Origin of the sequence: Vibrio sp. SCSIO 43086, from assembly GCF_051132235.1 — a bacterium.
Lineage (GTDB): Bacteria > Pseudomonadota > Gammaproteobacteria > Enterobacterales > Vibrionaceae > Vibrio > Vibrio diabolicus.
This window is the reverse complement of the sequence record NZ_CP072678.1, coordinates 82,308-97,041: the sequence shown is the minus strand read 5'-3', so window position 1 is coordinate 97,041 and position 14,734 is coordinate 82,308. Positions and strand designations below refer to the sequence as shown.

Sequence of the window (14,734 nt, the reverse complement as noted above, 5' to 3'; positions counted from 1 at the left end):
TATCTACCTGTTATTAATTCGCGACAAGGAGGTCGATTTCAATTCGACGGTTAATAGCTCGGTTTTCGTCACTATTGTTTTCAACCAATGGTCTTGCATCACCCAGCCCTTCTGGTATGACTCGACCTTCTAGTGCGCTATTCGAGATAAGTTGTTCAGACATAGCAGTAGCTCGAGCTAATGATAGATGCCAGTTCGAAGGATATTTACTCGTGAAAATTGGCCTATCATCGGTATGACCTGTCACAATGATCTTGCCTTGGGTCGACTCCAACGTTCTAGCGAGTTTAGAAATTACGGGTTGGATATACGCAACAACATCAGCACTACCTGATTCAAATAGATCTTGCGACTTTAACGAAATTCTTACCCTGTCTTGCAACGGCTCGACGTTAATTAGCCCCTTCCCGATCTCAGTTGCCAGATACATAGAGATCCTTTCTGCAATTGGCGCTGATTTTGATTCTGACGTTGTATCTTGATTAAGCTGTTGCGGTTGAACCAAATTGACTAATTGAGAAAAGGTGCGGTTGGAAGCCTTGTTTAGCTCATAGCTAAAATACATAAATATACAAACCAATAAAGCAGCCGTTACGGAGCACACAACCCAGAGAGGAGCTCTGTCGGAAGCCTTAGAGCCATTCAAAATGTGTTGTTCGATACTATTGCTTAGCTCTTGAGGTATCCCTCTTCCGTAAGACTTAAGAATAGCGATAATCTGCCTTCTCAGTTTTCGGTGAGACTCCAGTCCGTTTTTTTCCAAACGATATTGGCCGAGAAACCCAAGCGATAGGCACACGTACATCAATTCAAGCAAATCTAAATTTGTATCTGGTTGCGCCATGCACTTATCAAGGTACTTAAAGAACGCTTCCCCACCCTGGCTGCTGGCATAGAAAGAACTAAGCAATGAGTCATGGCTCCAAAATGAATGCCCCCCCAATTAGTATTGAGCACCGCTTCATCTAACGAGCAACACAAACAGTAACGAGCCGTATCAATAGTGTCCAAATCAACGTCGTGGTGGCGTAGTCGGTTCTCATAATCTCTAAGTTTTTGTGCCAACGTCTCTTTTAGAAACAACGGGTCAGAATGAGTCGCTGTCGCTCGAATTTGACCAATAATGGATAAAAGACCATTCGCTTCTGCCAATAAAGGGTTGTTCCCATAAGCAACCACTGAATCGTTATTCACCAATTCAGGACTTTTTGAGATAACTACCGTATTATCCGCTGACTTTTCTGATTGTGGTTTCGGTGCGGGCGCTCTTCCACCCGGTGTTGGTTTTACGATCGTTTGTTCCATACTGAGCACACCTATTGACTAATACTCCACAGCTCAAGGTCAGCATTCGGAAAATGCCCCGATAAATGCAGCGCAATACCACCACTGTCTTTCAGCCTCATCCAAAACGGGCCTTTCTTGACTACTTCGAAGTAGACATAACCCGTTTGGTAAGGGATCTGCCTCGGTACTACACTCAATGGCGCTACGTTTATGCCATTAATCTGATTGTTGATCAGATCACGAATCTGCTCCGCTGGTCCAAACTTGAGCTGCGCCGGGACTAAACGTCTGATTTCATCTGTTGTCGTATCAGCTTTGACCGCAAGCACAAACTGGCATGATTCAAGTAAACGCTTATCTGGAAGTGGCGTCACTTGAATTCCATATTGTCGTGGCTCCAAAGGAAGTTTGCTTGCAGTTTGATCAAGTACAACGCTCAGATATTGACTCAGAACTTGATTCAATTCGCTATAAACACTTGATACATCTAAGTGATCGTATGCAAGTAAGCTTGGCATCCTCTTGGTTTTGTCAGAAAACGTAGCTAATTCACCAATATAACCTTTCAGGGTCGTCGCTAATTCCAATGGATGTAGCCTGTCTAGGTCACTAAAGTGCTTTAACATCGCCTCATACCTGTTCAACATTTGTAGCATGATGAAATCAACAGCAGATGCAGATGCGGCTTTGCCCTTAATCAATCGCTGAGCAATAACGTCGGCACGCATCTTTGTCATCGCAATAACGTTACGCAAGTAAGCCGACATAACTTTGTCGCTAAGTAAATTGATAAGCGGTGGAACATACGAATCGTCTAGTATTACTTCGCCTTCTGCCGTTACCTCTTTTATTTTCAATATCGGTAACTCAACATAACCCGCTAATTTGTCATTGCTGGCTTTCAGTTCCAGGTTTAGGGCTGCGACTTGAATCGTTTCTTCATCCTGCCCAGTGAGATTATCTATAACGTCAACGTCTTTAAGTACATAACGAGAAACAATCGCCTCACTTACATCAGAAACATTTTTACCTTTGACATTTGAAAGGGGAAGAGTGATTTTTACTAACGTATTTTCTACGTCTTTATCAATAAATAAAGGCACAACCGAATCGCTGGCTGTTAAGGTATTGACCAGAGTCATATCTGGCAAAACTGCCTCAAAGTGATCTAATTCAATCAGACCATCTTTTAATGCATGTTCTTTTACTCGACATTTCCAAACCCCCCAATTATAAGCCCCACCAAACTGATGTAAGCCTTTGAATTCTTGAGAGGTTGCGCGTTCATGTTGTTGAAAGTGCTGGGGACGTAAAAACATCCCTTCGCACCAAGCCGTCTTGGAGTATTGCGTCATTTATAATTAGCCAACTAAACGTTATTTTACGACCAAAGACAGATCTTCTAACAGAATTTGATAGGTGTTGTAACCGGTCTTATCCACTTCAATGACTTGTCGCCAATTTGAATTTTCAATATCTCGAAACGCTGCGACAATGCCTAAGTATTCAGTCTTTGGAGACATACTTGCCTGATATGTTTCTTTCTGACCTGGAGTTAATGATATTTCATATTTATTCACTAAATCAGGGCCTAAGACTTTTTCACTTTCTTCATAAATTGAAAAAAAATCCTGACTTTCAAAAAGGGTATTTGATGTTAATTCAAAAACATACACGACTACAGGGGATGGCCTACCATTGGAGTCAGGGTTAATATTGTGATTTGCTGTTATTTCTAAATCTGAATATGGGTCAACAACTAAATTGGCTGCTGAGCATCCAAATAAAACCATTGAAATTAATAACAAAATGTACTGATAAACTCTTTTCATCACCCTATTTCCTAGCTTTTATTTTTTAATGCTAACTCATAGTGTTTAGCGAAATCTTCTAAATAAAATGGAGATTCTTTATTGATAATGTCATCGGATAGCTTTTCATGAATATCCTCAAACCGCTTCCAACTTTGAGCATATTTTCTTGCTGGAATAACCTTATTAATAACCGTGTCTTTAGCTAAAGCTTCTGAGTATATCGACGTAGGCTCAACAAGCGACATAACACTTGAAACCGTACCCTCAACACCTTTCATTAACGCTTGTTCATGATTTTCTATATCACTAAACGCTTCTTTAATGGCTGCACTTGGTTTTAGGAAACTTGCAGTTTGACGGTTATATAAGTTATGAATTGCATCTTCTAAATTCGCAGAGAACTTCAGAGGATTATTTTCTGACTTCCGAAACGCAGTATGACTAAGTCGATTTGTTTGTTTAAATACCGCTCGATTGTGCAGCGTTTCCATTAAACCAACTAACATCAAAGAAAATGATTCCCCCAGTTGTTCAAACCATTGCTCTCTGTTATCGCTGGGAATCATCGTTGGATCAATACCCGCTCCTTTAATGAACGCCGCAAGCTCGCTCCCTTTACTATCAAATTTGGGAGTTGATTGACGTTCTAGCTGTCGTGGGGTTTCCGGTACAGGTGTAGGATCTACACTCTGTTTTTCTGGTTTGGGGATATCAATAAAATCATCGACTAAGCCAATATCTAGTTGAAAGTCCGAAGGAACACTCTCATTCAAAAGCTCACTGGCACTAAGGCCGAGGTCTACAAACTCTGCTTCAGATGAACTCGAGAATGCTTCAGGTTCTGAACTGGAACGAAAGTTACTTTCCTGATTATGGAATGCCTCAGTGCTAGTTTGAATACTTACTGAAATTTGGTAATCCCCTAAACTAACCGTATCGTCGTCACTTAGTGCAATCTCATTTCCTTGGCCCACAGGTGTCACAGCGTTATTAACAAACGTGCCATTAGTTGATAAGTCTTTTATCAAGTATTTATCACCAAACTTGATGAGCTCTCCGTGAGTTCCGGATACTACTCTTTCAGGGTCTGGCAGTGTCCAATCACATTGCTCAGACCGACCAAACGTAACTTTGGCATGCTCATCACTTGATTCAAACACAAACTCACTCTCAATCTCTGGAGTAAATTTGTGAAAACTTGTTATGGTTAAAACCAACTTCATGTAAACCTCGCCAAAGACCTGCTAAATATTATTTTTAATTTTATTATTAGTCACTTTCTTATTAACAGTAAGATTAATAAAAACCTTAAATCTGCCATTGAAAATCATGCACGGAATAATGAATCATTTTTTTATCAAAGCAATCACGTAATGTTCAACAATTTTAATTATCCAACCAAGTTCAAATTTTTGACACTTAGACTTTCATCAATAAAAAAACGAATGTTAGTTTGGCCGAGAAATTCTAACATAATGACTTTTCATTGAGCAGAAAGGTATATATTCCCCCATCATTTATACGGAGTTCTTGTGATGGAAGACAGCAATAAAAACAATTCTATAAATAATAAAGATAGCGGAGACAAAACTAAAATTGTAAAGACTCAAAAACGAGACAATGCAATTCAATCAAATAAAGTTGCTAGCAATGAAGGCTCCGTTCAAAATAAAAATGAAACAAATACAAAACTGTCTCAAAAAGAAAACACTCCGTTAGTTAATAAGAAAATAAACAATAAAAATAACACATCAAATAATGACAAAGATGTTATTAATGAGAATTTAATAGGCACAACTGTCAAAAATCGATATGAAATCGAGTCGGTTCTTGGCCATGGCGGACTTTGTGATGTTTATTTGGCAAAAGATAAGATATTAGAATCTTCAGGTTCAGAAACCCCTTACGTAGCATTAAAGATTTTACAAAAAGAGTTTGCATCTCAACCAGAGACTGCACGCATGTTGATACGTGAAGCTCAGCAAACACAAAGATTAAGTCACCCTAATATTATTAGGGTTTTTGATTTTGGTGTCGATGGCGAAATATATTTCTTAGTGATGGAATATATTAATGGGGAAACATTAGAGAATTTAATACAACGATCTAGGCCGCATGGGCTGAAGTTTAATGCAACTTTATCGATTCTAAATCAGGTACTTGACGCCCTGTCTTATGCCCATTCACTTGGTGTCGTGCATGCCGATTTAAAGCCCGCTAACGTCATTTTAACGTCTGAAGGTAATGTTAAATTACTCGACTTTGGTGTATCTAAAACTCATCAATTAAAGCAAGATCAATACGCAGCTAAACGTAAATCCGAAAATGTGGAGACTCTTGGTTATACTCCAAACTACGCATCGCTCAACTTGTTGTCGGGTAAAGAGCCAAACTTAAGCGACGATATGTTTGCGCTATTTTGTATTGCTTACGAGTTATTGAGTTGCAAGCATCCTTATTCAAGAACTCCTGTTAATGAAGCTCTCAAAAAGAAAATGAAGGTCTCGAAACCTGCTAATATGCCAGCATCTAAGTGGCCTATCTTTGCACGCGTGTTTTCAACTGGCATCATCCCCAAAGACCTTACCCCAGAGCAGTTAAAACAAAAGTTGAACATGCGATATTGGCCTATCGTTAGCGGTGTAGCTGCAAGCGTACTATTGGTTACCGGAATCGTATTTGGCTATCAACAACAACAAGAAACCATCTCTGATTTAGAAATAGCGATTAACAAGCAAAATGATCAGATTAATGGGCAGGAATGGTTGCTTGATACACCGCCAGAAAAAAGCTTGTCACTGATTAATAGTGAGAAAAACTTACACCCGGTGATTAAAGCTGGCTTACTACGACAGCACAAGAGCTACCTTCTAAGTGAGTTTGAATCTGAGATTGATCAGGTTCTGAATTCTGATGCTAACAACTATCCAAATTATGATGAAATCGAGTCTGTACTAAACAAAGCAAAAGCCTACTACCCTGACTCACATAAAATTGAAGTTCTGGCGTTAGATATTCAATCAAGCAAGCACTCAACATTGCTTTCGATAGCCAGACAAATCAATAGCCAACTGGAAAAGTCTCGATACAGTAAAGAAGAAGACAGTAAGTCCATCTATGAACTGAAAGATGAGTTAAATCAAATTCATCAGGATTACCCATTTACACCAAGCTCATTATCTAGCGATGTTTTTGGTAAACACCTAACTGAAGCACTCAAAAATAAAGATGCTGCAGCACTTGTTGCGCTAATTAAGGTTGGGAATACTTTCTTCTCAAACGTTGAAGAGCATCAAAACAACTTAAAAATAAGCAACGCGATGAAAGATGCAGTTCTCGAAATGAAACTGTATGAGACCGCGCTAGACTCTAAGGATCCTCTACCATTTCCGGACGAGGCTGCTCGAATTTTGTTCCAAGAGGAATTTGAAAACTTCTATTACCGCCTAGAAAAGGCAAGAACAACAACTCACCTCGATAACTTAGTGAAAGATGTTGATCAGTTTTCGAAGAACTTTCCTATCGGTTTTCAAGATATTAACGATTTGAGATTCAAAACTGCAGATAAATACCTGCGCTTCTCCGACATACTGCTCAATAAGAGAAGGACCACAAGCGCAAGGCGCGCAATGAAGAAAGCGAACGAATTAATGAGACAGGTAGAACAGGACTCCAAGCAAAGCTAATTGTACAAAAGGGGCTCAAGGCCCCTTTTTTGCGTCAAGCTACTTGCCATTATGCAACTAGGTTGCTAGCTTGTATTTGTACTCGATTAGGAGAGTTAACCTTGACTGAAGGAATAGTCAAAGTTGGCGAGCGCTTGGCTTACTTATTTGATGATTGCTTTAAACTAGGTAGACAAGATTGTTCCCAACCCAGCATTTTATTTGGAACCCACTATCACGTAACTTGTGTTGCCACGACACGAGTGCAAAATGCTTTGCACAAAAGATTAGATCATAGACACTTGTATATAAGTCAAAGTGTACCGAACAATAACTTTGTTTTTATGAGTCTAGCTCAAGTGATAAGCACACTGTTCAGCGCTCAACTCCCCCCACTTCAACATTCCTATCCGATACATTTTTCTACCTCGCGGTTAGTCAGAGGTAAACATGATTAATTTTGATGTTCTCAATAAATACATGGAGAACGACGTAGATCTTATCGTCACCGTTTTTTCCACATACTTAGAAGACCACGCCAATGACATACAGCGTATCAATGAGTTGTACGCAAACAAATGTTGGCCGGAACTCTACTTATTGGCTCACAGTCTAAAGGGCATTCTAGAGAGCTTTGGTGAAGAAACCGCTGTCATTGTTTTCACAAAAATAGAAGCAGAAACAAGAAACGATAACGAGCCAGATAGCTCAGATATAGCTATAGTTACTAAAGAGCTAGCTGCCATTAATCAACAAATCTTTGCTTACTTGAAGAATATGCAATAAAACAAATTAAGGCTTAACTGGGGGAAATATGGCAATGAACAATAGCAATTTCAAGGAGCTGATTGAGTCTCTCAAAGACTTAACGCCAACTCAAAAGAGGTACTTGCTTAGTCGTACAAAGATGGCGTTAGATGATGAGAGCAATATGCTAAACATCAGTGATATCCTGACACCAGAAGAGTTGGAAGCATTATTGTCGCCTTCACCAACCACAAATACAAAATAACAATAATATACAACGTAACCGTCAGATTAACGCTAGGGACCAGGTGGAGTGAATAGATCTTGCTTGGTTGTTAGTTTTTCTCCGTTCTTCTTCACTAAAACAAACGTGTTTTTTCCAATCTCTTTTTCTAACTTGAACTGGTCAGATAATTGAGCGACTAACATCAGTCCACGACCTGAAGCAGACCAACTATCATCATCCATTAAGTTAGGAGCCTCAATCTGTTTATTTTTATGTTGGTTGAATGTCATTTCATTGATTGACGCTCCGTAGTCAGAAACCCTAAGTTCAATGAAATCTGACATTTGGTCACATCTAATCCTACACTCCACGTCTATCGGCTTGCCTTCAATTTCACTGTAAGAATGGATGTAAGCATTGTTCATAAGCTCAACAACACAAAGCTCCAACGACTGAGCCGTACTTAACGATACTTGATTATCCATTAAAAACTTAGCAACCTCTTTGCTCGCACTTCGAGAGCGAGTAAGGGATCCGCCGTAAGTTCGTTTAAACTCGCTCTGGAACATTTTTTTCCTTTATCCCTAGGCTATCAGCCACGCCACCTTACTTGTAAAAGACTCGCATCATCATCAAACTCATCTTTGTTCTGCCACGATTGTACTTGTTCAAAGACACATCTAGCCTGCACTTCTGCTTCTAATTGCGAAGTACAAACAGCTTTTATACTTGATGCCAACCTTTGTACTGAAAACATCGCCTCGCCTCGCCTCGCTTCTATCAAACCATCCGAATAAAGCCATACTACATCTCCCTCACTCAGAATAATTTGATTACCAACGTACTCCATCGGCTGCAAAGCGCCAATCATAAAGTTGTCTTCACCCGCCAGCTCTGTAGTTTCGGTGCTCGCTCGCCAAACAAGGAACTTAGGATGACCAGCAGTACAATAGCGAAGTTGTCCTGATTCTGTATTAAGAATGGCATAAACCATGGTGAAATAAAGCTGACTGTTCCTAGTTTGCTGATACCGTCGGTTTAGCCGATCAATAACGGCTGCTGGTTCACTGATACAGTAGTCGCCATCTCTTAGCTCCATGGTTATCGAATCAGGTCCCAGATTTTGAGATAACGTCTGTTGGATAGAAAAAGCCATCAAAGCAGACGAAACACCATGACCTGAAACATCGAAAACATAAAATGCGACATGTTGTTCATCAAGCTCAAAATACCCCAACATGTCACCACCAATCTGGGAGCACGGTTTGTAGGCGTAACTAAATTGCATGTTCTGGATCGACGACTCCGCTGGGAGTAGTTGCTCCATCAGGTGACTAGCAGACTGTAAATCTTGATGGATCATTCGATAGGCTGCATCTAACTCTTTATTTCTATCAACGAGTTTGTTGTGCAGCTGCAGAGTGCGAAAACCTGCTCGAATTCTCGCTTGAAGTTCTTCGACAGACGTTTTCTTATCCACAAAGTCATCTGCGCCAGCATCGATGCCTTTCACGATCGAGCTTTGGTCATTTCTAGAGGACAATAAAACAAAGAAAATGTAACGTTCGCTAACTTGCGATTTTAATTGCCGACACAGCTCAATACCATTAATGCCAGGCATCATTAAGTCACTAAGTACAAACTGAATATCTTTGCGATAAGTCAGCACTTCAAGTGCGGATTGTCCGTCTTCAACAGCAATAACTTCATAGCCCTGCTTTTCTAATGCACTGCTGATATAAAGTAGTACTGTTTTACTGTCATCGACCAAAAGAATGGATTTCATTCGCCTCCTTAAGACGGTAGTCGGGCACGCTAACGCAGAACACTAGTCACTGATTGCTCATTTCTAAAACGACTATAATCTTCAGCTAATAACTGGTGTTGATATCGAGTGTAAGACAGCGCCTCATTGGAGATTAATATCTGATGCTCTTTCTCTATTAACTGACTTTGCAGTTTTTCAATCTGTTCATTCTGCTGTGTGTTATTGAGGTACAGCGCGACGAGACCAAAGACCGAAACCATTAAAAGAGCAATAAGAACATTATTGATAGTTTTAACTTGAATACGCATGACCTCTCCTTGTCTATTAATAGACTTCCCACTATGAAAAGAACGTCTACAGACTAAGAGCGCTAGGCTCTAAAACGCATTGAAGCCCATTGAGGTTGTTTTTCCAATTATAGGCGATAGGAGACAAAATAAGAAAAAAGCTGAAGAATTTGAATATCCTTGTGAATTCGAAAGGCAATAGCAGCGAGCAATGATCTACTCGCTGCTGGCACATCAACTTAGAAATGCAGGCCGAGCTGAAACTTGCTCATACCAACGCGCAATGTTTGGTGCAGTAGTAAACACATCGATTTCTAGACCTTTAATCGCAAAACCAATCAAAATAAAGCCTGTAATATCGACGATAGTAAAATGGTCAGCGGCAATGAACTCGCTTTCACCAAGTCGCTTATCTAACAACGGTAAAAACTCTTGCACGCGTTGCTTGGACTCTTCGCCCCACTCTCTGACACAACGCTCTCTATCTTCATAGATAGCTGTGATGTTTCTAAATGCTTGAAAAGCGGCATATAGACCTTGAAACTCCACCACTCGATGCCACATTTCCACTTGCGCGCGCTCAAGTTGGTTTGCCCCAAACAACGCCAAATCGTTTTCAAACGCTTCATCGAGATAGCGGCAAATTGCGACGCTCTCACAAATCGTCGTGCCATCTTCAAGCTCAAGCAATGGCACTTTTCCATTGACGCTTTTTTGCTTGAAATCTTCCGCTAGATTTTCGCCGTCACGCACATTTAAAGCGATGCGTTCAACATCGCCACCAATTTCCTTTAAAAAAATGCTAACTCGCTTACAACTTGGAGTTATCGCGGTTTCGTAGAGCTTCATTTTATATCCTTTTTTCTTTTTCTAACCGATTGGTTAGGATATACTGTAGCCAGTTTATAAACGATCAGTCAAGAACTTCATTTCCCAAAAGTTGTTCAATAAGTTTAGGAGTGGTTTGAGAAAAACCGCTCAGGTAGGTACGCATATGGCAAGAAAAGCCAACTTCGATCGAGAAGAAAAACTATTAGTCGCTATGGACGTTTTTTGGCGTAAAGGTTTCGCTAATACATCCATCTCGGATCTCACCGACGAGTTGAACATCAACCGCTTCAGTCTTTACAACACCTATGGTGACAAGCAACAGCTCTACTACGAAGCGCTCGATACCTACTTGAAAAAGGTCTCGCTACCGTCACTGAATGATTTGGAAAAAGACGACGCGTCTTTACCTGAGTTAGAATCGTTCCTCAAATCCTTTGCTGAGCTGCAGCGCAAACGCAACTGTGGGTGTTTTATCCAAAATGCGTTGATTGAGCACGCTGGTGAAGACGATGATGTACTGCGTAAAGGGCATTTCTTATTTGACCATCTTATCGACATCATTGCAGATGCGTTGACCAATGCGCAGAAAGAAACCTTAGTGCCGAAAACGCTGAAACCAGAAGAGCTTGCTCGTTTTGTTCTCAACAACATGCAAGGCATGCGCGTACTTGGCAAAGCCAAACGTTATGCCGATTTGGATACGGCGCTTTCCTGCTTACTGGTATTGATTAGGAAATAACATGTCGATTGAAGTGATAGCAGTACGTCTTACCAAAGGCATGGACTTAAAGCTCAGCCTAGCGAAATTGGTCGAACAGCACGGTATCAAAGCAGGCTCGATTACCTCATGCGTTGGCTGTGTCTCTGACCTCAACCTTCGTTTGGCAGGTGCAGAGAGTACGCTCACCAAACAAGAGCCATTTGAAATCGTCTCTGTGATGGGAACCCTAACGCCTGAACATCAACACGTTCATATCTCGGTGTCTGATCGTGAAGGGCGAGTTTGGGGTGGACATTTGCTGGAAGGCACAGTGATTGATACTACCGCAGAATTGATCATCTATTCTTATCTTGAACTTGAGTTCACTAGAGCGATGGACGACTCGACTGGCTATACCGAACTACAAGTGAACCCTTCCAAATAGCAAAAAGCTCCAGAGCCTTACTGTGCTGCCTCTGGAGCTTTATTCGCTTGTCTCTTACGCCAAGAATTTATTCATATCGAGCAAGCTAATTTCGAGGATCATTCTTCGACTAAGTAACAAACCTGATTATCGTCGACCGTTACTTGCCACGTTTTTAGACAGTGCGCTTCGTCTTCCAAACACTGCCCGCTCTTTAGGCTGAAATGCTGTTTGTACAGTGGTGACGCAACACACATCTCACCATCGATATCACCGACAATCCCTCGACTCATCACATAAGCCTTACCAATTGGGTCCCAATCCTGAACAGCATAAACACCGTTATCAGGAATGTAGAACAACGCCACATGCTCGCCTTCAATCAATACAGTGGCACCGATAAACGGCATTAGGTCATCAAGCTGACACAATTTCACTTTGGTTAAAGCTGCCATTCACACCTCCTGTTTCACTGGAATACGCTGACCGCGCACACGTTGGTACGGCAAGACTTTGCTGCCCGACGTGCTGTTCAAGAAAGGACGGAAGCGTTGCAATTTTTGAGGATTATCCAGCGTACTCTTCCACTCACATTGATAGGTATCTACGACGCGCGCCATTTGTTCATCCAAAGAGTCACATAGGTTGAGAGAGTCATCCAGAATCACTTGCTTAAGGTAATCTAAGCCCCCTTCCATGTTCTCCATCCACACAGACGTACGCTGCAAGCGATCAGCGGTGCTGACGTAGAACATCAAAACTCGGTCAATCATGGTGATCAACTCTGATTTGGATAAGTCGGATGCAAACAAATCAGCGTGTCTTGGTCTCATGCCGCCATTACCACAAACGTATAGATTCCAGCCGTTTTCGGTGGCGATCACCCCAATGTCTTTACTTTGCGCTTCTGCACACTCGCGAGTACAGCCCGATACGGCAAACTTAAGCTTATGGGGAGCTCGCAATCCTTTGTAGCGGTTCTCTAACTCAATGGCTAATCCGACCGAGTCATCAACACCATAGCGACACCAAGTAGAACCCACGCAAGATTTCACGGTGCGCACCGATTTGCCGTAGGCGTGCCCTGTTTCAAAACCAGCATCAATTAAGGTTTGCCAGATTTCAGGAAGCTGTTCTAACTGCGCGCCAAATAAATCCACGCGCTGACCGCCAGTGATCTTGGTGTACAGATCGTATTGCTGAGCGACTTCACCAAGTACGATGAGTTTGTCTGGTGTAATTTCGCCCCCCGGAACACGAGGTACAATCGAGTAAGAGCCGTCTTTTTGCAGGTTTGCCATAAAGGCATCGTTAGAATCTTGTAGAGATTGATGCTGTGGCTCCATGATGTGTTCATTCCACAAAGAAGCAAACACTGATGCTGCTGTCGGCTTACAGATATCACACCCATGCCCTTTGCCATGCAGTGCGATTAAGGTGTCGAAGTCTTTGATCTGTTCCACTTGGCAAATATGGAACATCTCTTGCCGACTCAGCTCAAAGTGCTCACAAAGGTGGTTGTTAACCTCTACCCCCATGGCTGCCAATTGAGTATCCAATACCGATTTGACCATATTGCTACAGCCACCACAGCCAGTACCTGCTTTGGTGTTGGCTTTAAGATCCGTCAGGTTGGTGGTGCCAGCTTGTATCTCGGCAACTAAGTCGCCTTTTGTGACGTTGTGACAAGAACAGATGATGGCGCTGTCTGGCATCTCTCCGTCCAGCATTCCGGTATCAAACAGCAGGTTCGCCGCGTGGTCTGGCAGAACCGTTTTGTTCAAATAACACTGTAAGAGCGCATCGTAATCGCTGTTGTCACCGACGAGAATCGCACCAAGCAATTGGGTGCCGCTCGCATCAACCACCAGCTTTTTGTAGATGCCTGCAACCGCATCTTGCAAGACCATTTCTTGTGCGCCTTCGGTCTGCATTTGTGCATCGCCAATAGACGCCACATCCACCCCAAGCAGCTTGAGTTTGGTGCTCATGTCAGCACCTTTAAAACCTTCGCTTGGCATTCCAGTCAGGACATCGGCAGTGGTTCTCGCCATGGTGTAACCGGGTGCGACTAAACCAAAGATCTTCTGCTCCCAAAGGGCACATTCGCCAATCGCGTATATGTTTTCATCGCTGGTTTGGCATTGGTTATTGATCACAATGCCGCCTCGCTCGCCTACTTCTAGCGCTGCCAGCCTTGCCAACTCATCTTGAGGGCGAATCCCTGCGGAGAAGACAATCACATCCACTTCGAGAGGATCTTTGTTTTTAAACACCATACGATGCTTAGCCGTTTCACCATCGCAGATTCGCTCCGTACCCGTCGAGGTATGAACGGTTAGCCCTAGCGCTTCAATCTTCTCTTTTAGCACTAAGCCAGCACCATCGTCTAACTGCACGGGCATCAGGCGGGGTGCAAATTCAATAACGTGAGTTTCTAACCCCAATAGTTTGAGTGCGTTTGCCGCTTCTAAACCCAACAAGCCGCCGCCAATCACTGCGCCTGTTCTTGCGCCTTCACATGCCTTTTTGATCTGTGAAAGATCATCAAGCGTGCGGTAGACAAAAACGTTGTCGCGGTCTTTACCTTCAATTGGCGGCACAAACGGGTAAGAACCGGTCGCGAGCACGAGTTGGTCGTAACCCAGCACATCTTCACCATCAAGCAGAATGCGCTTTTGCTCTCTGTCGATGCCTGTTACTTGGCTGCCAAGTACGAGTTGGATGCCATGCATGTCGTACCATTCTTGGTTACTCAGCATCAAATCATCATGAGACTTACCCGCAAATAAAGAAGAAAGTTGTACACGGTCATACGCGATAAAGCGCTCTGCACCAATCACGGTAATTCGGTGCTCCAAATGCGCGTTTTTCTGCACTAATTGCTCGACGAGGTGTTGCCCGACCATACCGTTGCCTACCACAACGATGTGACTCAATGCGTTCTTTACTGGAATCGTTAAAGGACTGTTCATCGCTGCCTCC

General features: G+C 42.3%; 14 protein-coding genes and 1 pseudogene. 5 read left to right on the top strand and 10 right to left on the bottom strand.

Annotated elements, in window-relative coordinates; all coding sequences use genetic code 11:
- Window positions 1-13: 13 nt before the first annotated feature.
- The 4 genes and pseudogenes from tssL to tagH form a co-directional block, all read right to left on the bottom strand.
- Window positions 14-1,305 (bottom strand): annotated as a pseudogene (gene tssL, locus J8Z23_RS16695) (type VI secretion system protein TssL, long form).
- A gap of 11 nt (window positions 1,306-1,316) precedes the next feature.
- A complete protein-coding gene (gene tssK / locus J8Z23_RS16690; protein WP_085344864.1) occupies window positions 1,317-2,642 on the bottom strand; it encodes a type VI secretion system baseplate subunit TssK in 1,326 nt (441 codons plus the stop codon).
- Between the two features lie 21 nt (window positions 2,643-2,663).
- Window positions 2,664-3,119 (bottom strand): type VI secretion system lipoprotein TssJ, encoded by a 456-nt coding sequence (gene tssJ / locus J8Z23_RS16685; RefSeq protein WP_005395676.1) that lies wholly within the window; start codon window positions 3,117-3,119, stop codon window positions 2,664-2,666.
- An 11-nt stretch (window positions 3,120-3,130) separates the two neighbouring features.
- Window positions 3,131-4,324 (bottom strand): type VI secretion system-associated FHA domain protein TagH, encoded by a 1,194-nt coding sequence (gene tagH, locus J8Z23_RS16680; protein WP_048625116.1) that lies wholly within the window; start codon window positions 4,322-4,324, stop codon window positions 3,131-3,133.
- Window positions 4,325-4,636: 312 nt separating this feature from the next.
- Between tagH and J8Z23_RS16675 the strand changes: the two genes are divergently transcribed.
- The 3 genes from J8Z23_RS16675 to J8Z23_RS16665 all read left to right on the top strand — a co-directional run bounded on the left by J8Z23_RS16675 (window position 4,637) and on the right by J8Z23_RS16665 (window position 7,778).
- The gene (locus tag J8Z23_RS16675; RefSeq protein WP_258663059.1) at window positions 4,637-6,787 is read left to right on the top strand and encodes a serine/threonine-protein kinase; all 2,151 of its coding nucleotides are present in this window, start codon (window positions 4,637-4,639) and stop codon (window positions 6,785-6,787) included.
- Between the two features lie 429 nt (window positions 6,788-7,216).
- Window positions 7,217-7,552 (top strand): Hpt domain-containing protein, encoded by a 336-nt coding sequence (locus J8Z23_RS16670; RefSeq protein WP_005395669.1) that lies wholly within the window; start codon window positions 7,217-7,219, stop codon window positions 7,550-7,552.
- A gap of 34 nt (window positions 7,553-7,586) precedes the next feature.
- Window positions 7,587-7,778 carry a hypothetical protein gene (locus J8Z23_RS16665; protein WP_054868056.1) on the top strand — a complete coding sequence of 64 codons (192 nt, stop codon included), beginning with the start codon at window positions 7,587-7,589 and terminating at the stop codon, window positions 7,776-7,778.
- 32 nt (window positions 7,779-7,810) lie between these two features.
- On the opposite strand, the gene J8Z23_RS16660 is transcribed toward J8Z23_RS16665, so the two are convergent.
- The 4 genes from J8Z23_RS16660 to J8Z23_RS16645 form a co-directional block, all read right to left on the bottom strand.
- Complete coding sequence (locus tag J8Z23_RS16660; protein ID WP_053808346.1) at window positions 7,811-8,308, bottom strand: ATP-binding protein; 498 nt, start codon at window positions 8,306-8,308, stop codon at window positions 7,811-7,813.
- Window positions 8,309-8,331: 23 nt separating this feature from the next.
- Entirely contained in the window at window positions 8,332-9,525 is a 1,194-nt protein-coding gene (locus J8Z23_RS16655) for a PP2C family protein-serine/threonine phosphatase (RefSeq protein WP_301660081.1), read from the bottom strand.
- Between the two features lie 29 nt (window positions 9,526-9,554).
- The gene (locus tag J8Z23_RS16650) at window positions 9,555-9,815 is read right to left on the bottom strand and encodes a hypothetical protein (RefSeq protein ID WP_005395662.1); all 261 of its coding nucleotides are present in this window, start codon (window positions 9,813-9,815) and stop codon (window positions 9,555-9,557) included.
- A gap of 213 nt (window positions 9,816-10,028) precedes the next feature.
- A complete protein-coding gene (locus J8Z23_RS16645; RefSeq protein ID WP_256964656.1) occupies window positions 10,029-10,643 on the bottom strand; it encodes a glutathione S-transferase in 615 nt (204 codons plus the stop codon).
- A 145-nt stretch (window positions 10,644-10,788) separates the two neighbouring features.
- Between J8Z23_RS16645 and J8Z23_RS16640 the strand changes: the two genes are divergently transcribed.
- Window positions 10,789-11,364 carry a TetR/AcrR family transcriptional regulator gene (locus J8Z23_RS16640; protein WP_005395660.1) on the top strand — a complete coding sequence of 192 codons (576 nt, stop codon included), beginning with the start codon at window positions 10,789-10,791 and terminating at the stop codon, window positions 11,362-11,364.
- A 1-nt stretch (window position 11,365) separates the two neighbouring features.
- Window positions 11,366-11,770 carry a PPC domain-containing DNA-binding protein gene (locus tag J8Z23_RS16635; RefSeq protein WP_109169033.1) on the top strand — a complete coding sequence of 135 codons (405 nt, stop codon included), beginning with the start codon at window positions 11,366-11,368 and terminating at the stop codon, window positions 11,768-11,770.
- 98 nt (window positions 11,771-11,868) lie between these two features.
- Here J8Z23_RS16635 and nirD read toward each other — a convergent pair whose 3' ends face one another.
- The gene (gene nirD / locus J8Z23_RS16630; protein WP_031412669.1) at window positions 11,869-12,204 is read right to left on the bottom strand and encodes a nitrite reductase small subunit NirD; all 336 of its coding nucleotides are present in this window, start codon (window positions 12,202-12,204) and stop codon (window positions 11,869-11,871) included.
- Window positions 12,205-14,724 (bottom strand): nitrite reductase large subunit NirB, encoded by a 2,520-nt coding sequence (gene nirB / locus J8Z23_RS16625; RefSeq protein WP_434635562.1) that lies wholly within the window; start codon window positions 14,722-14,724, stop codon window positions 12,205-12,207.
- Between the last annotated feature and the right edge of the window lie 10 nt (window positions 14,725-14,734).